The sequence below is a fragment of the Lacinutrix iliipiscaria genome, from assembly GCF_042686125.1.
GTDB lineage: Bacteria > Bacteroidota > Bacteroidia > Flavobacteriales > Flavobacteriaceae > Oceanihabitans > Oceanihabitans iliipiscarium.
The window spans coordinates 203488-223355 of the sequence record NZ_JBHUOV010000007.1 but is presented as its reverse complement, the minus strand read 5'-3'; the positions used below and the strand labels follow the sequence as shown (position 1 = coordinate 223355).

Genomic DNA, 19868 nt, shown 5'->3' with positions numbered 1-19868 from the left:
AGTAATAGAAGCCACCAAACCTATGATGGCTTCTGTAATTTTTATATGTAATTTGAATTAGTTGACGATCAGTTTTTTCACGGTTTCGCCTGTATTATTTTTAATATTTACCAGATATAGTCCTGAAGGAATTTGGCTTACATTAACAGGTTGATTGTTATTGATATTTGTTGATAGAATGTTTCTACCATTTATATCGTAGATGGTCACTTGTGTGTCTTCTTGAAGTCCTTTTATATAAAAGGTGTCTGATGCTGGGTTTGGGTATAGATTCAAAGTATCTGTTAACGACACCTCATCAACACCTAATGTTGAACAATCTTCATTAAAGCTTGTTTGAGCATCTATATAACTACTCCAAAGTGCTGTACTGTATGGCGCATTATCTACTTGAATACAAGTTAAGTTTGGATTGCCATCTGCTTCAAAATCTGTAATAATTGTATTAATCCCATTTTTAACATTAAAACTTGTTAGTTGGTTATTGGCTGCGTAAATTTCAATTAACGCTGTATGATTACTTAAATTCATACTTGTTATTTGATTACTTGCAAAATTTAATTCCTCTAAATCAAGATTGTTACTAATATCTAATATTGTTAGTTGATTTTCATACAATTCCAGATACGTTAAATCTGGATTGTTACTTACATTTATATTTGTAAGTTGACATGTAGAACTAGTCAATGATTCTAATAACACATTGTTTGATACATCAATACTTCCTAGAGGATTACTTCCTGTATGTAATTCCTTTAAGTTTGTAAGATTACTTATATCTAAACTTGTTAAATTATTACCATTACATTTTAAAGTCTCTAGGTTTGTTAGATTTTCTAAACCTTGCAGCGAGTTAAGATCATTGTGTGCAATGTTTAAGACGATTAAATTTGAAAAACCTTCAATTCCCGAAAGGCTAGAAATATTTTTATTGCTAACATTAAGACTTGTTATTACTTCGGCATCGCTTATAAAAATATTTCCTGTAAACCCATTAGTGTCGTAACCTAAATCTATAAGGGCTTGTTCAAAATTAGCATCTGGAATAGCAATGGTTGGAAAAGCAATACTGCAATCTTCACTAAAATTGGTTTGTGCATCAACTTGGTTCCAGTTTGCATTACTATAAATTGCATCATCTACTTCAATACAATATAGATTCGGATTATCTAGTGCGCTAAAAAAAGAGAAGTTAGCATTGTTTGTGTTTTTTACATTTAGTGTTTGCAAGTTGTTTTCATTAGCTTCAAAAGACACTAAATCTGTATTTACACTTATATCTAATGCTGTTATGTGGTTTGAACTCACATTTAGGTTTTGTAATTCAAGATTTGAACTCACATCAATTTCTGCCAAATTGTTTTGGTCTGTATATAGAATCTTTAAAAGAGGTAAATTGCTTACGTCCAGAAATGTTAATACATTATTGTCACACCTTAAGTCTATTAGATTTATAAATCCAGATATACCTTCTAAACTCGAAATATTAGCATTACTCACACTTAATATTTCTATTGCTTCGGCTTCACTTTGTAGAATATTTCCGTTTAAACCATTAGAGTCGTAACCTTGATTTATGAGCACTTGCTCAAAGTTGGCATCTGGAATAGCAATGGTAGGAAATACAGCCACACTACAATCTTCACTAAAATTGGTTTGCGCATCAATATATGTCCAATTTGCTGTACTGTAGACTGCATCATCTACTTCAATACAGAATAAATCTGAATTATTTTCTGTGAAAACATCAGAAATATTTGTATTGTTCCCGTTTTTAAGATTTAGACTTGTAAGTTGATTATCGTTTATAAATAATTCAATTAATAGAGAATTATTACTAACATCAAAATCAGTAAGTAAATTATTTGAAAGGAATACTGAAGTTAGTGCACTATTATAACCTACATCTAAAGCTGTTAATTGATTATTAGTAGCAAACAATTCATAGATAACTGTATTATTTCCAAGTGTTAAAGCTGCTAATTGGTTGTATTGGCAATCTAATTGCCTTAAATTTACATTATTACTAACATCTAAAGCTGTTAAAAGATTATTACTACAAGTAAGGTCTGTTAGGTTAACAAACCCTTCAATACCTACTAGACTTGAAATATTTTTATTACTTAGGTTTAAACTTGTTAGAGCTTCAGCTTCACTTTGCCAGATATTTCCGTTTAAACCATTGGTATCATAGCCTAGATCTATTAGTGCGATTTCAAAATTTTCGTCTAAAATGGCTATAGTTGGTTCTCCAAGATGACAGTCATCGCTAAAAAAAGATTGCGAATTAATATCAGGCCAGTTTGCAGCACTATAAGCCGCATCATCTACTTCGATACAGTGTAAATTATAATTTCCTAAAGAACTAAAGAATGTGACGTTTGTGTTGTTTCCATTCTTAACACTTAATTCTGTTAAATCATTGCCATCGCAGAGTAAAGACCTTAACCGTAGGTTCGTTCTTAAATCTAAAGAAGTTATTTGATTGTTGTAACAGTTTAAAACTTCTAAAGCTACATTAGCACTAACATCTAAACTGGTTAACTGATTTGTACGACAGTTTAATTGCACTAATGCCGTATTATTACTTACATCTAAACTTGTAAGGTTATTTGTATGGCATTTTAAAACGGTTAGGTTTATAAAACCTTCAATGCCTTGTAAGCTTGCAATGTTTTTTGAATTGATATCTAAACTGGTTACCGCTTCTGCTTCGATTTGCATAATGTTTCCATTTAAACCATTGGTGTCGTAACCTAGATCTATAAGTGCTTGTTCGAAATTATTATCTGGAATTGAAATTGTTGGTGCTGATGCAATACAGTCTTCGCTAAAACTAGTTTGAGGACTAATAGTCGTCCAATTAGCCGTACTATAAGCTGCGTCATCGACATCTATACACAAAAGATTTGGATTATTTGATGTGCTAAAATATGTAATAGCCGTATTGTTTCCGTTTTTGATATTAAAACTAGATAGGTTATTATCTCCAAAAGACACAACTTCAAGTGTTGGAATATTGCTTATGTCTACACTGGTTAATTGATTTCCCCAAGCTCTAAAATCGATTAACTCCATATTATTACTTACATCAAGGCTTGTTATATTATTATCTGAAACACGAAGTTCTTCTAAATTAATGTTTGTACTAACATTTAAACTTGATAATTGATTTCCGTAGCATTGAAGTTCTTTTAAAGCCTGTGCATTTGTAAGATTAATGCTTGTTAACTCATTATTAAAACAATGCAACGTTTCCAAATTAGTAAGATTGCTTACATCTAAACTTGTTATTGCATTGCCTATGCAAAACAGTGAAACTAATGCTGAATTGTTACTAACATTTAAACTCGTTAATTGATTAAATGGTACACTTAAATAGGTTAAAGCTACATTAGCGCTAACATCTAAACTTGTAAATTGATTTGAACTAGCGGTTAATGTTGTTAAGACCGTATTATATGATAAGTCTAAATCTAAAAGATTGTTACCATGACACTGTAAAGTCAATAATGCTGTATTGTTACTAACATTTAAACTTGTTAAATTATTATTACTACAAACAAGAGATGTTACATTTATAAAGCCTTCAATACCTTGTAAAGAGTTTATACCTTTATTATTAAGGGATAAATTAATAATAGATTCGGCATCAGATTGTAAAATAAGTCCATTAATTATTCCATCTGAATCTTGACCAGCATCTATAAGTGCTTGTTCGAAGTTTGGGTCTGGAATTGCGATGGTTTGTGCGATTGTTGTTTTGATTGAAAGAATCAATACAAAACAGAAACATAATTTTGTTTTCATTGTTATTGGTTTTAAATTATTTTTTAATAATGACGTACTTAACGCATGTTTTGTAAATACTTTATTAAAGCTTTCATGAAGAAGTATTGAATAAATATATAGCCAAAAAATGCTATACAAGAAATAGCAAATACTACTTTTAGAATGCTTAAATAATGGGTTTGAATTAAAGTAAATACGCTGTCCATAACTTTAAGTTTTAATTACAGGACAAATGTATCTTGACTTTAAAGTGTTGGATTTTCTTTAAAGTTCAATTAATTTGGTAAAAAGTTCAATTGTAAAAAATCTATAGAATTTACTATTGTAGATACAATTTTCTATACTGGTTTGGTGGATAATTGTATTTTTCTTTAAAACTATTATTGAAGTGTGATGTGTTTTTAAAACCACTTTCCCAACAGATGTCATTAATGTTTAGCGCTTTATTTTGAAGAAGCATTTTAGCATACTCAAGGCGCTTATTATTTAACCATTTCCTTGGTGTTTCTTTAAAATGATTTTGAAAATCTCTTTTAAAAGTTGAGAGACTTCTTCCTGTTAAGCGTGCAAATTCTTTAAGTTGTAAATCGCAATGAAAATTTTTCTTCATAATATTTTCAAGGTTAGATTTTTCGACTTGCTTAAGTGAACAAAAATAATTAACAAGATCTTGGTTTTGTGGATTTAAAGCAATGTTATAAAAGAGTTCATGGAATTTCATTTCTACTAAACCCGTTGGGATTTTATCTCCTTGATTCATGTAATTGAATACCGAAATAAATAAAGCATTTAACGAATCACCTACCTCAATTGGGTAAATTTGATTGTTCAATACTTCCGATTTATTAGGTCTTACTACCTGTTCATTGTTCTTAACAAATCGCCGAATAAAATCTTCTGTAATAAAAAACAGCATCACACAATAGTCATTATCAAAATACTGTTTGGTATTGTAAACACCTTGTTTTATAAATACTGCTTCACCTTGGGTTATTTGATAAGTTTTTTCTAATGCTGTCCAATCTTTTTTACCTTTTATTACATAATTAAGTATAGGCACATCTGTCCACAACTTAAAGTTTTCAACATCAAGTGGACACTTATATTCAACAAACATATAGTCTTCTCCTATAAGTTTGTTGTATTTTGGATGTTTACTAAAGTATTTAAACACATCTACTGCCATCACTCTAAATTAATAAAAATTATGTGATCTATTTTTTAAAATACTGCTTTCTATACTGATTTGGTGGAAGTTGGTACTTTTCTTTAAAACTACTATTGAAGTGTGAGGTGTTTTTAAAACCACTCTCCCAGCATATATCGTTAATATTTAGCTCTTCGTTTTGAAGTAGTAATTTAGCATATTCAAGACGTTTGTTATTTAGCCATTTGCCTGGTGTTTCTTTAAAGTGATTCTGAAAATCTCTTTTAAAGGTTGAGAGGCTTCTACCTGATAATCGTGCGTAGTCTTCCAAATTTAAATCACTTTGAAAGTTTTTCATCATAACGTCGATTAGATTTGTTTTCTCAACCTGTTGAATAGAATTAAAAAGCCCTATTAACTCTTTATTTGAAGGGTTTAATGAAATATTGAAAAGAAGTTCTTTAAATTTCATTTCTACTAAACCTCTAGGTATATCCTTCCCAACTTTCAAATAATTAAAAACCGTTAAGAAAAGAGAACGTAATGGGTCGTTAACATCAATCTCATAAATTTGATTTTTAAGATAATCCACAGAGACTTTAGGAATTGATTCTTTATTTTCTTTACAAAAACGCCTAACAAAATCATCTGTTATAAAAAACAATAAACTGCAATAGTCTTCTTCAAAGTATTGTTTGGTATTATAAACACCCTTTCTAATAAAAAGAGCATCACCTTCTTTTGCATTATAGGTTTTGTCTAAAGCCTTATAATCCTTTTTACCACTTACAACATAGGTAAGGAATGGGATTTCCGTCCATAACTTAAAATTTTCCATTTCAATTGGGCAATTAAACTCCACAAACATATAGTCGTCACTAACAAGTTTATTAAAATGAGGTTTAGAAAGGAAAAATTCTTTTAAATTAAGTGCCATAATTCCAAATTTAGTGAAAAAATTAAATCATTCTTATAAACACTAATTTTTATTGTTTAGTTTCTCTTTAAGTATATTGAAATCCACACTAACTTTTCGTTCAATTACTATAGCATAAATTGGAGTTGTAGTAATTTTAGAATAACCCAAAAACCATAAAACCTTGTAAATCATACAATTTACAAGGTTTTAGTTTCTATTGGTATTCATTTTAGTCGGGGTGGCAGGATTCGAACCTGCGACCTCCGCGTCCCAAACGCGGCGCGATAACCGGGCTACGCTACACCCCGAAAAATTGGTCATCATTTAAGGTCTGCAAATATATAGCTTTTCTTTAAAAACAAACAATAAATATTAGTAAATTGTAGCTACAATTAATTTTATTTAAAATGACTTTAAAACCCTTTTTTTTAACACTACTAATTTTATTTAATTTTTGCTCTTGCGCACAAGACAAAAACCCTACAAACACGAAACATTCCTATGAAATTATTGTTTCTGAACTCAGAAATCCATGGGGTTTTACTTTCCTTCCTGATGGTTCAATATTAATAAATGAAAAATCAGGAGAGATGATTCATTATAAAAATGAAAAGAAAATAAAAATTAGTGGCCTACCAGAAATAAAAGTATTAGGACAAGGTGGTTTAATGGATATTGAATTACACCCAGATTTTAAAAATAATGGCTGGTTATACATTTCTTACGCGTCTTCAAATGATGAAAACAGCGGTGCACATACATCAATTTTAAGAGCTCAACTTGAAGACAACAAACTTATAAATCAAAAAATAATATACAAAGCTTTACCTAACACCAATGCTGGGCAACACTTTGGATCTCGTATAGAATTTGACAATGAAGGCTATTTATACTTTACCATTGGAGAACGTGGAGAACGAGATATTAATCCTCAAGACATTACTAGAGATGGTGGTAAAGTGTACAGATTACATGATGATGGCTCTATTCCTAATGACAACCCTTTCGTCAATCAAACAAATGCTAAAAAAGCAATTTACTCCTTCGGTCATCGTAATCCTCAAGGTATGGTTAAACATCCAACAACTGGAGAAATATGGACTCATGAGCACGGACCACGTGGAGGCGATGAAATAAATATTATTAAAGCTGGAAAAAACTATGGTTGGCCAAAAGTGACTTATGGTATTAACTACCATGGAACAAAAATAACAAACAACACTAGTTTACCAGGAATGGAACAACCTATACATTATTGGGATCCTTCCATTGCTCCTAGTGGCATGACTTTTATTACAAGTAATGTATATCCTAATTGGAAAAACAACCTTTTAGTAGGTTCTTTAAAATTTCAATATTTAGATAGATGTGTTATCGAAAATAATAAAGTCGTAAAAGAAGAACGGTTACTAGATGGTATTGGTCGTGTGCGTAGTGTTCGTCAAGGTCCAGATGGATATATTTATGTTGGTGTAGAAAATGTTGGCATTGTTAAAATTATTCCGAAGAAATAATCTTAAATTTGTGACTTAAATCAAAATAATTTTTCATGCTCATAATTGGAATAGCTGGTGGAACTGGTTGTGGAAAAACTACTGTAGTAGATCAGATTTTAAACGAATTACCTGAAGGTGAAGTTGGCGTAATCTCTCAAGATTCTTACTATAAAGATACCTCTCACTTGTCGTTTGACGAACGTATCAAAATTAATTTTGACCATCCAAGAAGTATCGACTTCGATCTTTTAACTAATCATTTAGAAGAATTAAAAAGAGGAAACCCTATAGATCAACCTGTATATTCTTTTGTAAAACACAATAGAACTGGCGACACAATTCATACGCAACCACGTAAAGTCATGATTGTAGAAGGCATCTTAATTCTTACTAATCCTGAATTACGCGAAAAATTTGATATTAAAATATTTGTCCACGCTGATAGTGATGAACGATTAATTAGGAGGTTAAAACGTGATATTGCTGAACGCGGTAGAGATATAGATGAAGTACTAACACGCTATCAAACCACTCTGAAACCAATGCATCAGCAATTTATCGAGCCTATGAAAGAGTATGCAGATATTATTATTCCTAACAATAAATACAATACAGTTGCTGTTGATATTGTTCGTACTATTATTAATGAAAGAATTAGCTAATGCTTAAATACTTCAAAAACATATTCATTATTATATTTACAATCTACGCTATATGGATGCTGTTTTTTGATGCAAATTCTTTAATTATTCACAATGAATTAAATAATGATATCAGCGATCTTGAAGATGAAAAAGAATTCTATATAAAAGAAATTGAGAAAGACAACAAAGAATTAGAAAAACTAAGTAATGACGAAGGCTTAGAAAAATTTGCTCGTGAAGAATATTATATGAAAAGAGATAATGAAGACATCTATATCATCGAATATGAAGATAGCTTAAAAACAAAGAAAAATGAGTAAAAAGCTGTTCACAGATTTCAATAAGGTTTCTTCTAAAGAATGGAAACAAAAAATACAGGTCGACCTAAAAGGTGCCGATTATAACGATACTCTGATTTGGAAAACCAACGAAGGTATTGATGTGAAACCATTTTATCACGCTGATGAATTTAGTCATCCTTTGAATAATATTTCAAACCCGAAAATATGGTCCATCTGCCAATCTATTTTTGTTCATGACGTAGAACTAAGCAATAAAAAAGCGGTTAATGTTATTGAGCGAGGTGCAGATAGCATCAAATTTATTTTACCTAGTAAAGACATTTCAATTGATGATTTACTTCAAAATATCAATCTTGATGTGGTCGTATTATATTTTGAATTGCACTTTTTAGATTCTGAATTTGTTAAAAAATTAAATCTTAATCTGCTAGAACGCAGTCAAAAGGACACGAACAAAAAAAGCTTTTACATTAACACAGATATTATTGGCCATCTTGCTGAAACAGGCAATTGGTATACTCATTTAAAAGCAGATCACGATCAATTCAATCTAATATTAAAAGAGACGCATTCGCTTTCTGTTAATGCTTCGTTATTTCAAAATGCTGGAGCTACAATGGTACAGCAATTGGCTTATGCCTTAGCGCAAACCAACGAATATTTAAATCATATCAATGCTGTATCTCTAATTAAAGATGAAGCCACTCCAGTCTTAAACATTAACTTTAATGTTTCTATTGGCACAAACTACTTCTTCGAGATTGCTAAACTTCGAGCCTTGCGATTGTTGTTTAACACCTTAATTTCTGAATACAGCTTTAAAGCAAACTGTCATATTTTTGCAACACCTACAAAACGAAACAAAACCATTTACGATTATAACACAAATTTGTTACGCACCACAACCGAATGCATGAGTGCAATTCTTGGAGGCGCAAATACGATTTGTAATTTAGCTTATGATGGTATTTATCATAAAGACAATGAATTTGGTGAACGCATTGCTCGAAATCAATTGTTAATATTAAAACACGAAAGTTATTTTAACCTCGTTAGCAATGCTTCAGAAGGCACTTATTATATTGAAAGTCTTACGAATCAACTTGCAGAAAAAGCACTAGATGTTTTCAAAATTATTGAAAAACAAGGCGGTTTTTTAAGTCAGTTAAAAGAGGGCACTATTCAACGTAAAATTAAAGATAGCGCACTTAAAGAACAGGCTTTATTTGATGCTGGTGAAACTGTTTTATTAGGCACAAATAAACATCCTAATAAAAACGATAAAATGAAACAGGAATTAGAATTATTCCCTTTTGTCAAAACGAATATTCGTAAAACTTTAATACGGCCTATTATTGAAAAACGTTTAGCAGAAAATATAGAACAAGAACGATTAAAAACTGAAAATTAAATTTATTAAAAAATGAAAACAATTAGTATCAAACTTTTATTAGTACTCTTAATTTTTAACTTAACAAGTTGTAAAAACGAAAACTCGTCTTCTTCTCTATCAGAGTACAAGTATTCAGACCAACCTCAAACAATTAATTGCCCAGATGCCGACAATAAATTGTTAAACGAAGCGCTTTATGCTTTTGAGGATGATATCATTAATTTTTATGATGTTCAGCAAAAAAATGCAATTCGTGCTTATAGTAGTTTTTTAAGAGATGTTGGAACAAACCGAATGTCGTACGATAAATTTGTTTCTGAGCATTCTGTAAATCTGGCAACTATTTTAAAGCAAACCAATGTGTTTAATAATGATGGATTAAACTATAATCATGACATCATAAAATGCATTGCAAAGAACATGAATGAAGATGATTTAAAAATTACTTTTAATGCTTTACTCTCCACAAATAGCATGAGTAAATCTCTTTACAAACCTGCACTAAATGGTGGTGCTTCTAAAATAGCAAAAGATAAACATTTAAGCCTTTACATTGCGCTGGAGTACTTTTATGCTGAATTGATTAAGAGTGATTTTTCTAAAATTGATTTTAAAAAGAGAGATGAAGAAAAAGCAAAACAGGCTAAAGAAATAGAAGCAAAAAAAGCAAATCAAGTAAGACCGCTTCAACCTAAGAACACTAAAGTAGATTTCAACAAAAGACCTGCTAAGTAATAAGAATTAATGCGAAAAAACCTCCAACATATAGCTATAAAATCTGAAGCTAAAACTCAAAAAGCAGAAGCTAATAAGCACTTCCAAACGGCTGAAGATATTCCTGTACAATCTATTTATACCAAAGAAGATTTACATGATGTCGAACATATTAATTTTGTAGCTGGAATAGCACCAAACCTTCGCGGACCATACAGTACAATGTATGTGAGAAGACCATGGACCATTCGTCAATATGCTGGATTTTCAACTGCTGAAGAAAGTAATGCTTTTTACAGACGGAATCTAGCTGCTGGTCAAAAAGGATTATCAGTTGCATTTGATTTAGCGACACATCGAGGCTATGATTCTGACCATAAACGTGTAGTTGGCGACGTAGGGAAAGCAGGAGTTGCTATTGATAGTGTTGAAGATATGAAAATTCTCTTCGACAAAATTCCATTAGATAAAATGTCTGTTTCAATGACAATGAATGGTGCTGTTTTACCTATCATGGCATTTTATATTGTTGCTGCTGAAGAACAAGGCGTTACACCAGAACAATTATCTGGAACCATTCAAAATGATATTTTAAAGGAGTTTATGGTGCGTAACACCTACATCTATCCTCCTACACCATCTATGAAAATTATTTCTGATATTTTTGAATACAGCAGTAAAAACATGCCAAAATTCAATAGCATTAGTATTTCAGGGTACCACATGCAAGAAGCTGGAGCAACTTGCGATATCGAATTGGCTTACACTCTAGCTGATGGTTTAGAATATATTAGAAAAGGCTTAGCTGCTGGAATGGATATCGACACCTTTGCACCTCGCTTATCATTCTTTTGGGCTATTGGTATGAATCATTTTATGGAAATTGCTAAAATGCGCGCAGCTCGAATGCTTTGGGCAAAGTTGGTAAAACAGTTCCATCCTAAAAATCAAAAATCATTAGCTTTACGTACGCATTGTCAGACTTCTGGTTGGAGCTTAACTGAACAAGACCCTTTTAATAATGTCGCCAGAACTACGATAGAAGCAGCAGCTGCTGCCTTTGGTGGCACACAATCTTTACATACAAATGCTTTAGACGAAGCCATTGCTTTGCCTACTGATTTCTCGGCTAGAATAGCGAGAAACACACAGATTTATTTACAAGAAGAAACTGATATTACTAAAACGGTTGATCCTTGGGCTGGAAGTTATTATGTTGAAAAACTCACACATGATATTGCTCAGAAAGCGTGGACTTTAATCGAAGAGGTTGAAGCATTGGGAGGCATGACTAAAGCCATTGAAGCTGGAATTCCAAAAATTAGAATCGAAGAAGCTGCAGCTCGTAAACAAGCGCGAATAGATTCTGGTCAGGATATTATTGTTGGTGTTAATAAGTATAGATTAGAAGAAGAAGACCCAATTCAAACATTAGAAGTCGATAACCAAACGGTTCGCAATCAACAAATAGCAAGTTTAAATAAAATAAAAGCCGAAAGAAATTCTAATAAAGTACAAACTGCTTTATCAAAATTAACTGAAGCGGCTAAGACAGGAAAAGAAAACTTACTATCTTTAGCTGTAGAAGCAGCTCGTGAACGAGCTACTTTAGGAGAAATTAGCGACGCGTTAGAAGTTGAATTCGGACGCTATAAAGCACAAATAAAATCATTTTCTGGTGTGTATAGTAAAGAAATAAAAGACGACAAGAGCTTTCAAAAAGCAAAAGCATTAGCCGATAAATTTGCCGAACAAGATGGGAGACGTCCAAGAATTATGATTGCAAAAATGGGGCAAGACGGACATGATCGTGGTGCAAAAGTAGTCGCTACAGGTTATGCTGATGTAGGCTTTGATGTAGACATTGGTCCACTGTTTCAAACACCAGAAGAAGCAGCAAAACAAGCTGTAGAAAATGACGTTCACATTTTGGGGGTTTCTTCATTAGCTGCAGGACACAAAACCTTAGTTCCACAAGTTATTGACGCTTTAAAAGCCTATGGTCGGGATGATATTATGGTGATTGTTGGAGGTGTTATTCCTAAGCAAGACTATCAATATTTATTTGATGCAGGTGCAGTTGCAGTCTTTGGTCCAGGCACTAAAATCAGTGAAGCTGCTATTCAAATTTTAGAGATTTTAATTGATTAAAACGACATCATGAAATACTTCTGCCTATTAACACTGTTTCTTGTAAGCATCAATTCATTTAGCCAAAAAGAAGGTCAGTTATTTTGTGATGGAGATCCTAATTCTGACTATTTTACCCTTCTTGACTCTAACAAATATATCATTTGGCGGAATACTTATTATGTAGAAAAAATGGAACGCCAGAAGCAATTAAATGGTAAAACTTATGTTGAATATTCTCAGTCTTGGGAAAGTGGTGATGTTGTGAAGTTATACCTAAAAAAAGAAAAAGGAGTCGTTTACCAATTTGAAGATTGTTGTGATGATGACACTGTTAGAATGCCAAACCATCCTCAAAAAGGAGACACTTGGAAAACTGCTGATGGCCTAGTAACTTATGAAGTAATCAGCATAGAAAGTGAATTAAAAACACCTGTTTGCTCTTATAAAAACTTATTGGAACTAAAATCAATTTTTTCAAATGGTGAGTTTACCTTTTTCTATCAAAAAGGTTATGGCTATGTTGGCGCTAAAGAAAAAGATATTTTAATTTCTTTTGTTGTACCTCGCTCTCCTAAGGAGTAATGAGAAAAGGAGTTAATTATTGAGAAATATTCGCTTAATGTTAACAACTTCCGTTTTAATTACTCGTAAATAATCGTATTTTTGGTGTGAAGTAATTTTGATTATTTCGCAAATAAAACCAAATCAAATTAATGGGTAAAATAATAGCAATTGCTAATCAAAAAGGTGGTGTTGGAAAAACGACAACTTCAGTAAACTTAGCAGCTTCTCTTGGTGTTCTTGAAAAAAAAGTACTTCTTATAGATGCTGATCCTCAAGCCAACGCAACATCAGGTTTAGGTATAGACGTTGAAACTGTAGAGATTGGTACTTACCAACTTTTAGAGCATACCAATTCTGCTAAACAAGCCATTGTTAAAACAGACACTCCTAACCTAGACATCATTCCTGCACATATAGATTTAGTGGCGATTGAAATTGAATTAGTAGATAAAGAGGAACGTGAATACATGCTAAAAAAAGCCATACAGGAAGTTAAGGACGATTACGATTTCATTCTTATCGATTGTGCGCCTTCTTTAGGCTTATTAACTTTAAATGCATTAACGGCTTCAGACGCTGTTATCATTCCTATTCAATGTGAATATTTTGCTTTAGAAGGTTTAGGAAAACTACTAAATACAATTAAAAGTGTTCAGAAAATTCACAATCCTGAATTAGATATTGAAGGTTTATTACTAACCATGTACGACTCACGTTTACGCTTATCTAATCAAGTGGTTGAAGAGGTTCAGAAGCATTTTAATGATATGGTTTTTCAAACCATTATTCAACGTAATGTACGCTTAGGTGAAGCGCCTAGTTATGGAGAAAGTATAATTAATTATGATGCTTCTAGTAAAGGTGCAACGAATTATTTAAGTTTGGCAGAAGAAGTTATTACAAAAAACTCCTAGATTATGGCGAAGGCAACCAAGAAACAAGCGTTAGGCAGAGGACTTTCAGCACTTTTAAAAGATCCAAGTAACGATATTCAATCTGCAAAAGATAAAAATGCAGATAAAGTTATTGGTAATATTGTAGAGTTAGAATTATCGCTCATTGAAATGAATCCATTTCAACCTCGAACAAATTTTAATGAAGAATCCCTTCGTGAATTAGCATCATCTATAAGTGAACTTGGCGTTATTCAACCTATAACTGTTAGAAAATTACAGTTTAACAAATACCAATTAGTTTCTGGAGAACGCCGATTTAGAGCTTCAAAACTTATTGGCTTAGAAACTATTCCAGCATATATTCGTATTGCTAATGATCAAGAAAGCCTTGAAATGGCTTTAGTTGAAAACATTCAACGTCAGGATTTAGATCCAATTGAAATTGCATTATCATACCAACGCCTCATTGATGAAATAAACCTTACGCAAGAACAAATGAGTGAGCGTGTTGGAAAAAAACGTTCAACCATCGCGAACTATTTAAGGCTATTAAAACTTGATCCAATCATACAAACTGGTATGCGAGATGGTTTCATTTCAATGGGTCATGGTCGTGCTATTATTAATATTGAAGATCAAACCATTCAACTTGATATTTACGAAAAAATATTAGAAAATAAACTTTCGGTAAGAGACACCGAACATTTAGTTAGGCAATATAATACGACTCAAAAGGTAAGTGTGCCAACAAAATTTAAAGAAGAATTGCCAAAGTTTGTTAAAAAAGGTATTAAAGATTTTTCAGAATACTTTGGTCATAAAATAGACGTTAAAGTATCTAGCAATGGCAAAGGAAAAATCACAATTCCTTTCCATTCTGAAGAAGACTTTAATCGAATTAAAAAGTTAGTACAACGTGCCAAATAAGTGTTTCATATTCATATTATGCCTTTGTTTTAGTTTTTCCGCCTTAGCGCAAGAAGATGAAACTAAAGATCAAAAAGAAGCCACTCCTAAAGTACAGGAAGGCATTCTTATTGAAGGTGAATTAAACACAAGGGAACCTATAAATCCTCTAACGCCTGCACGTGCAGCCTTCTACTCTGCTGTGCTTCCTGGTTTGGGACAAGCGTATAATAAAAAGTATTGGAAAATTCCGATTATATATGTTGCTCTTGGTGCTGGAACGTATTTTTATTTAGATAACGATAAAGAATATAAGCGCTATCGCAATGCGTACAAGCGTCGATTAGCAGGTTATGAGGATGATGAATTTTTTGGATCTGTCACAGATGATGGCTTACGAGAAGCCCAAAAAACCTTAAGAAGAAATAAAGAACTATCGCTTTTAGTGACCATTGGATTTTATGCCTTAAATATTATTGATGCCAATGTTGATGCGCATTTATTACAATACAATGTTGATGACAACCTTTCTCTTAAACCTCATTATAAACTCAATGAGTTTGACAATACTGGAGATTTAGGTCTCACTCTAAATTTTAAATTTTAAGTATGCGAATCGCTTTACTTGGTTATGGCAAAATGGGAAAAACTATTGAGCAAATTGCTCTACAGCGTGGTCATACCATAGTTATTAAAGCAAATCACAACGACAATTACGATATTACTCAAGCCGACATAGCTATCGATTTTAGTATTCCTAGTGCTGCTTTTAAAAACATATCTCATAGCTTAACACACAATATTCCTGTCATTTCTGGAACCACAGGTTGGTTAAAAGATTATGACAAAGCAGTGGCTTTATGTGAAGCTAAAAATGGAGCTTTTATTTATGCTTCCAATTTCAGCTTAGGCGTTAATATTTTTTTTGAATTGAATACTAACTTGGCCAAAATGATGAATACTTTAAAACAGTATAAAGTATCTATTGAAGAAATTCATCACACACAAAAGTTAGACGCTCCTAGTGGAACCGCAATTACACTTGCCAATGATATTATTTCTGTACATTCAAATTATAATTCTTGGCAATTAAATAAAGAAACTGATAATGCTATACAAATTTTAGCCAAGCGTGAAGAGGATGTTCCCGGAACTCACACAATAAATTATAATAGCGACATAGATACCATTAATATTAAACATGTAGCACATAACAGACAAGGCTTTGCTCTTGGAGCTGTGGTTGCTGCGGAATGGCTTTTAGGTAAAACAGGCATTTTTACTATGAAAGATGTGTTAAATATTGGTTAAGGTATAATATATTTGTAACGTTCAAAACATTATCAACAACTAACAACAATTAATTAATTGTCTTTTAGGCGATTCTCATTTTTCAATTATGACATTGACTCAATTATTTATTTTTTTCTTGGTAATTCAAGTAGTACATGGATTAGGAACTTGGAAGCTTTATATAAAAGCTGGAAGACAAGCTTGGGAAGCCTTTGTTCCTGTTTATAACGCTGTAGTTTTAATGAAAATTATAAACAGGCCTTGGTATTATACCATTTTACTTTTCCTTCCAATTGTTAACCTTATTATGTTTCCAGTGATTTGGGTAGAAACCGCTAGAAGCTTTGGTAAAAACGAAACTATAGACACCATTTTAGCTGTAGTTTCCTTAGGTTTTTACAACTATTATTTGAATTATTTTGTAGATGTTGAACATATTAAAGACCGAAGCTTACAACCTAAAACAGCAGCAGGAGATTGGGTGAGCTCTATTTTATTCGCTATTGTTGCAGCAACTATAGTACACACCTATTTTATTCAACCTTATACAATTCCTACCTCATCTCTTGAAAAATCACTTTTAGTCGGTGACTTCTTATTTGTGAGTAAGTTTCATTATGGCGCACGTGTACCAATGACTACCATTTCTGCACCAATGGTACATGACACCATCCCTTTTATAAAGAAAAAGTCATATTTATTTGATGACAGAAAAGAAAACAAAAACACCTCATTTATTAATAAACTCTCATTGCCCTATATACGAATCCCTGGATTTCAAAAAATAAAACACAATGATATTGTTGTATTTAGTTGGCCTGTTGACACGCTTTACAACATGTATAAACCTGCGGATAGAAATTACTATAAACCTATTGACAAAAAGACTAATTATGTAAAGCGTTGTGTGGGCTTGCCAGGCGATTCATTAGAAGTACGTGATGGCTATGTTTATATTAATGGAAAACAAAATGTTTTACCAGATAGAGCTAAGCTTCAGTTTTCATATCAAATTGAAACTAAAAATGGCCCTTTTAATAATTATCAGCTTGCTGACAGATACGATATCACTGATTTCCCTAGATACAACCAAGATGCTTCTGTAAGTTATTTTCCTGGTATTTCTGATGAAAACTTAGCTAAGTTTAGAAATCATCCAAATGTAAAAAATGTGATTCCATTTAAACGTGTTAAAGGCGAAAGAGAAGCTAGTGTTTTTCCTCATGATCCTAACTACAGTTGGAATAACGACTTCTTTGGTCCATTATACATTCCTAAAGCTGGAGCGACCATAGACTTAAATCTAGATGTTTTACCCCTTTATAAACGTGTGATTACAGATTATGAAAATAATACCTTGCAAATAAAAGGCAATCAAATATTTATTAATGGGGAGTTAGCGACTAACTATACGTTTAAAAAGGATTACTATTGGCTCATGGGAGACAACAGACACAACTCTCAAGATGCGCGTTCTTGGGGATTTGTTCCTTTTGATCACGTGGTTGGTAAGCCTGTATTTATTTGGATGAGTTGGGATAGTAATGCTGTTGGTATTAAAAACAAAATTCGTTGGGAACGTTTATTTACGACTGTTGGTGGAAGCGGAAAAGCAACGTCATATTTCATTCCTTTTTTAATCTTGCTAGCTGGTTGGTTTGGATTCAATAAATGGAGAAAAAGAAAACAAGCGAATAGTTAATTTGTTTATTATCATTCCTGTCAATGAACATCATTATCCATCCTACTTATTTTCCAAATATAGCGAACTTTACTGCTATGCTTAAAGCTAGTAAAGTGACCCTAGAGATGCATGATAATTACCAAAAGCAAACCTATAGAAATAGGACACATATCTATGGTGCTAATGGAAAGTTACAGCTAAGTATCCCAATTATACATTCACAAAAAGAACGCCAAAAGTATAGTGACATCAAAATATACAATGCTGAGAAATGGCAACTTGTACACTGGAAATCTTTAGAGTCTGCTTATAGAACTTCACCATTTTTTGAGTTTTTTGAAGATGACTTTCATCCTTTATTTACAAAAGAATTTAAATTTTTACTCGACTTTAACTTAAAGTGTTTAGAGCTTGTGTGTGATAGCTTACAAATCGATTTAAAATTTTCTAAAACGGAAATCTATGAGAAAACGATTTCAGAAAAAACAGATTATAGACCTTTAGCTAATGCAAGAAAAGAAACACCATTTTCATTTGATGCTTACACTCAAGTGTTTGGAGATAAACATGGATTTATTTCTAATGTAAGCATTCTTGATTTACTTTTTAATGAAGGAACTAATGCTGTAAACTATTTAGAAAATCAATCTAAATATTTATAATGTTACAATCGCTTTTGCATTATGGCATTCACTTTGGGTTGCCTCTATTCGTCGCACTACTCTTCTTTAGAGATCAATGGAAAACAGCCTATTTAATTATGTTGGCTGGAATGCTTATTGATATAGATCATCTTTTAGCAAATCCCATTTTTGATGCCAACAGATGCAGTATTAACTTTCACCCTTTACATACGTATTACGCAATGATAATCTATGTTTTATTGTTATTTCCGAAGCGTACAAGACTTATTGGACTTGGGTTAAGTATTCATATACTTGCTGATTATGTAGATTGTGCTTTAATGTAAGGATATACTAGTCATAACTGGATAATGATCTGAATAATGATCGCCATACGTCTTAAAAGCATCTACAGTAAAAGCATTATCAACAAGAATAAAATCGATACGAGTTGGAAAAAATTTAAAGTCGTGAGTAATTCCAAAGCCATTACCTGCAACTTTAAAGGCATCTTGTAAATCGCCTTTAATTTCTTTGTACACATAAGAAAAAGCTGTATTATTTAAATCGCTACAAATAATCATTTTGTACTTGCATTGCTTTTTATGTTTTAAAAACAATTCGGTTTGAGATTGTTGCATCTCAAAGGTTTGACCTACACGTTTAAATAAACGTTCAGAATCTTCTTCTGCCAACTTGTCTACATTTGCATCAATATGTAACGATTGCAGATGTACATTATAAATTCTAATCGTATCGCTTTGCTTGACAATATCAACAAAAATGGCATTATTAGAGGTGTTAGGAAACGCCACAGAACCAGAGTTAACTATTGGGTACTGTGAAAAAATAGCTTGACCATATCTGGTTTTAGTTCCTGAGAGCTTTTCAAATTTATATTTAAAGAAAGATAAATCTATGTTTTTATGTGGATGATATTCTTGAAAGCTAACGACATCTGGTGCTTTTTCTTTAATAAAATCTACCATTTTGGTTTCAATATTTTCTCCAGAAATCCAATCGTAAAGATTGAAAAGCCTCACGTTATAATTCATAATTGTTAGGCTGTTATCACTTTTATTGTTTGTAGAAGAAGAAAACTTATACAAAGATCCAAAAGAAAAATAACCAATTGCCAAAACAAAAAGGGATAAGAAAAATTGTTTTTTAAGCTTGAATAACCAATATAAAAAGAACAGCACATTAAGCAGAATTAAAACTGGAACACCTAAGCTTAACACCGACAATACTGAAAATGATTTTGGCGGAATAAAGGGTAAGACAAAAGACATCAATAGAGCAATAGCTGCAACCATATTGAAGAAGAAAACAACTTTATCAAGAAAATTTAATTTTTTCATT

The 19868-nt window shown here is 32.0% G+C and carries 19 protein-coding genes and 1 tRNA gene; 14 read left to right on the top strand and 6 right to left on the bottom strand.

Translation table 11 applies throughout. From position 1 onward, the window contains the following. Positions 1 to 57: 57 nt before the first annotated feature. From ACFS5M_RS11510 to ACFS5M_RS11490, 5 genes are all read right to left on the bottom strand, one after another. Entirely contained in the window at positions 58 to 3810 is a 3753-nt protein-coding gene (locus tag ACFS5M_RS11510; RefSeq protein WP_183488420.1) for a T9SS type A sorting domain-containing protein, read from the bottom strand. A 38-nt stretch (positions 3811 to 3848) separates the two neighbouring features. Beyond that, a complete protein-coding gene (locus ACFS5M_RS11505; protein ID WP_183488422.1) occupies positions 3849 to 3998 on the bottom strand; it encodes a hypothetical protein in 150 nt (49 codons plus the stop codon). A gap of 113 nt (positions 3999 to 4111) precedes the next feature. After that, a complete protein-coding gene (locus ACFS5M_RS11500; protein WP_183488424.1) occupies positions 4112 to 4978 on the bottom strand; it encodes a helix-turn-helix domain-containing protein in 867 nt (288 codons plus the stop codon). Positions 4979 to 5006: 28 nt separating this feature from the next. Further along, positions 5007 to 5876: a helix-turn-helix domain-containing protein gene (locus tag ACFS5M_RS11495; protein WP_183488426.1), complete on the bottom strand. Its 870-nt coding sequence runs from the start codon at positions 5874 to 5876 to the stop codon at positions 5007 to 5009. 215 nt (positions 5877 to 6091) lie between these two features. Beyond that, positions 6092 to 6166: transfer RNA gene (locus ACFS5M_RS11490), tRNA-Pro, on the bottom strand. 99 nt (positions 6167 to 6265) lie between these two features. Here ACFS5M_RS11490 and ACFS5M_RS11485 point away from each other — a divergent pair. From ACFS5M_RS11485 to ACFS5M_RS11420, 14 genes are all read left to right on the top strand, one after another. Beyond that, positions 6266 to 7372, top strand: coding sequence for a PQQ-dependent sugar dehydrogenase (locus ACFS5M_RS11485; RefSeq protein WP_183488428.1), 1107 nt, complete (start codon positions 6266 to 6268; stop codon positions 7370 to 7372). Between the two features lie 35 nt (positions 7373 to 7407). Further along, positions 7408 to 8016 (top strand): uridine kinase, encoded by a 609-nt coding sequence (udk, locus tag ACFS5M_RS11480; RefSeq protein ID WP_183488430.1) that lies wholly within the window; start codon positions 7408 to 7410, stop codon positions 8014 to 8016. Further along, entirely contained in the window at positions 8016 to 8318 is a 303-nt protein-coding gene (locus tag ACFS5M_RS11475; RefSeq protein WP_183488432.1) for an FtsB family cell division protein, read from the top strand. Before udk ends, ACFS5M_RS11475 begins: the two co-directional genes overlap by 1 nt. Further along, positions 8311 to 9711 carry a methylmalonyl-CoA mutase subunit beta gene (locus ACFS5M_RS11470; RefSeq protein ID WP_183488434.1) on the top strand — a complete coding sequence of 467 codons (1401 nt, stop codon included), beginning with the start codon at positions 8311 to 8313 and terminating at the stop codon, positions 9709 to 9711. Before ACFS5M_RS11475 ends, ACFS5M_RS11470 begins: the two co-directional genes overlap by 8 nt. A 12-nt stretch (positions 9712 to 9723) precedes the next feature. Further along, positions 9724 to 10428: a hypothetical protein gene (locus ACFS5M_RS11465; RefSeq protein ID WP_183488436.1), complete on the top strand. Its 705-nt coding sequence runs from the start codon at positions 9724 to 9726 to the stop codon at positions 10426 to 10428. Positions 10429 to 10437: 9 nt separating this feature from the next. Then, positions 10438 to 12558, top strand: coding sequence for a methylmalonyl-CoA mutase (gene scpA, locus ACFS5M_RS11460; protein WP_183488438.1), 2121 nt, complete (start codon positions 10438 to 10440; stop codon positions 12556 to 12558). Between the two features lie 9 nt (positions 12559 to 12567). Then, positions 12568 to 13122 carry a hypothetical protein gene (locus tag ACFS5M_RS11455; RefSeq protein ID WP_183488440.1) on the top strand — a complete coding sequence of 185 codons (555 nt, stop codon included), beginning with the start codon at positions 12568 to 12570 and terminating at the stop codon, positions 13120 to 13122. A 131-nt stretch (positions 13123 to 13253) separates the two neighbouring features. Next, a complete protein-coding gene (locus ACFS5M_RS11450; RefSeq protein WP_183488442.1) occupies positions 13254 to 14018 on the top strand; it encodes a ParA family protein in 765 nt (254 codons plus the stop codon). A gap of 3 nt (positions 14019 to 14021) precedes the next feature. Further along, on the top strand, positions 14022 to 14927 hold the full coding sequence (locus tag ACFS5M_RS11445) for a ParB/RepB/Spo0J family partition protein (RefSeq protein ID WP_183488444.1): 906 nt from the start codon (positions 14022 to 14024) through the stop codon (positions 14925 to 14927). Beyond that, positions 14917 to 15513: a DUF5683 domain-containing protein gene (locus ACFS5M_RS11440; protein ID WP_183488446.1), complete on the top strand. Its 597-nt coding sequence runs from the start codon at positions 14917 to 14919 to the stop codon at positions 15511 to 15513. Before ACFS5M_RS11445 ends, ACFS5M_RS11440 begins: the two co-directional genes overlap by 11 nt. 2 nt (positions 15514 to 15515) lie before the next feature. Further along, positions 15516 to 16217 carry a 4-hydroxy-tetrahydrodipicolinate reductase gene (gene dapB / locus ACFS5M_RS11435; protein ID WP_183488448.1) on the top strand — a complete coding sequence of 234 codons (702 nt, stop codon included), beginning with the start codon at positions 15516 to 15518 and terminating at the stop codon, positions 16215 to 16217. Between the two features lie 88 nt (positions 16218 to 16305). Then, complete coding sequence (lepB, locus tag ACFS5M_RS11430; protein ID WP_183488449.1) at positions 16306 to 17901, top strand: signal peptidase I; 1596 nt, start codon at positions 16306 to 16308, stop codon at positions 17899 to 17901. A 23-nt stretch (positions 17902 to 17924) separates the two neighbouring features. Next, complete coding sequence (locus ACFS5M_RS11425) at positions 17925 to 18545, top strand: WbqC family protein (protein WP_183488451.1); 621 nt, start codon at positions 17925 to 17927, stop codon at positions 18543 to 18545. Next, positions 18545 to 18853, top strand: coding sequence for a DUF6122 family protein (locus tag ACFS5M_RS11420; protein ID WP_183488454.1), 309 nt, complete (start codon positions 18545 to 18547; stop codon positions 18851 to 18853). The genes ACFS5M_RS11425 and ACFS5M_RS11420 overlap by 1 nt, the downstream gene beginning before the upstream one ends. On the opposite strand, the gene ACFS5M_RS11415 is transcribed toward ACFS5M_RS11420, so the two are convergent. Next, complete coding sequence (locus tag ACFS5M_RS11415; protein ID WP_183488456.1) at positions 18845 to 19867, bottom strand: endonuclease/exonuclease/phosphatase family protein; 1023 nt, start codon at positions 19865 to 19867, stop codon at positions 18845 to 18847. The genes ACFS5M_RS11420 and ACFS5M_RS11415 overlap by 9 nt on opposite strands. Position 19868 lies beyond the last annotated feature (1 nt).

Coding starts and splice junctions, on each gene's coding strand:
- ACFS5M_RS11510 (WP_183488420.1), bottom strand. CDS start 3,810: ATGAAAACAAAATTATGTTTCTGTTTTGTATTGATTCTTTCAATCAAA.
- ACFS5M_RS11505 (WP_183488422.1), bottom strand. CDS start 3,998: ATGGACAGCGTATTTACTTTAATTCAAACCCATTATTTAAGCATTCTA.
- ACFS5M_RS11500 (WP_183488424.1), bottom strand. CDS start 4,978: ATGGCAGTAGATGTGTTTAAATACTTTAGTAAACATCCAAAATACAAC.
- ACFS5M_RS11495 (WP_183488426.1), bottom strand. CDS start 5,876: ATGGCACTTAATTTAAAAGAATTTTTCCTTTCTAAACCTCATTTTAAT.
- ACFS5M_RS11485 (WP_183488428.1), top strand. CDS start 6,266: ATGACTTTAAAACCCTTTTTTTTAACACTACTAATTTTATTTAATTTT.
- udk (WP_183488430.1), top strand. CDS start 7,408: ATGCTCATAATTGGAATAGCTGGTGGAACTGGTTGTGGAAAAACTACT.
- ACFS5M_RS11475 (WP_183488432.1), top strand. CDS start 8,016: ATGCTTAAATACTTCAAAAACATATTCATTATTATATTTACAATCTAC.
- ACFS5M_RS11470 (WP_183488434.1), top strand. CDS start 8,311: ATGAGTAAAAAGCTGTTCACAGATTTCAATAAGGTTTCTTCTAAAGAA.
- ACFS5M_RS11465 (WP_183488436.1), top strand. CDS start 9,724: ATGAAAACAATTAGTATCAAACTTTTATTAGTACTCTTAATTTTTAAC.
- scpA (WP_183488438.1), top strand. CDS start 10,438: ATGCGAAAAAACCTCCAACATATAGCTATAAAATCTGAAGCTAAAACT.
- ACFS5M_RS11455 (WP_183488440.1), top strand. CDS start 12,568: ATGAAATACTTCTGCCTATTAACACTGTTTCTTGTAAGCATCAATTCA.
- ACFS5M_RS11450 (WP_183488442.1), top strand. CDS start 13,254: ATGGGTAAAATAATAGCAATTGCTAATCAAAAAGGTGGTGTTGGAAAA.
- ACFS5M_RS11445 (WP_183488444.1), top strand. CDS start 14,022: ATGGCGAAGGCAACCAAGAAACAAGCGTTAGGCAGAGGACTTTCAGCA.
- dapB (WP_183488448.1), top strand. CDS start 15,516: ATGCGAATCGCTTTACTTGGTTATGGCAAAATGGGAAAAACTATTGAG.
- lepB (WP_183488449.1), top strand. CDS start 16,306: ATGACATTGACTCAATTATTTATTTTTTTCTTGGTAATTCAAGTAGTA.
- ACFS5M_RS11425 (WP_183488451.1), top strand. CDS start 17,925: ATGAACATCATTATCCATCCTACTTATTTTCCAAATATAGCGAACTTT.
- ACFS5M_RS11420 (WP_183488454.1), top strand. CDS start 18,545: ATGTTACAATCGCTTTTGCATTATGGCATTCACTTTGGGTTGCCTCTA.
- ACFS5M_RS11415 (WP_183488456.1), bottom strand. CDS start 19,867: ATGAAAAAATTAAATTTTCTTGATAAAGTTGTTTTCTTCTTCAATATG.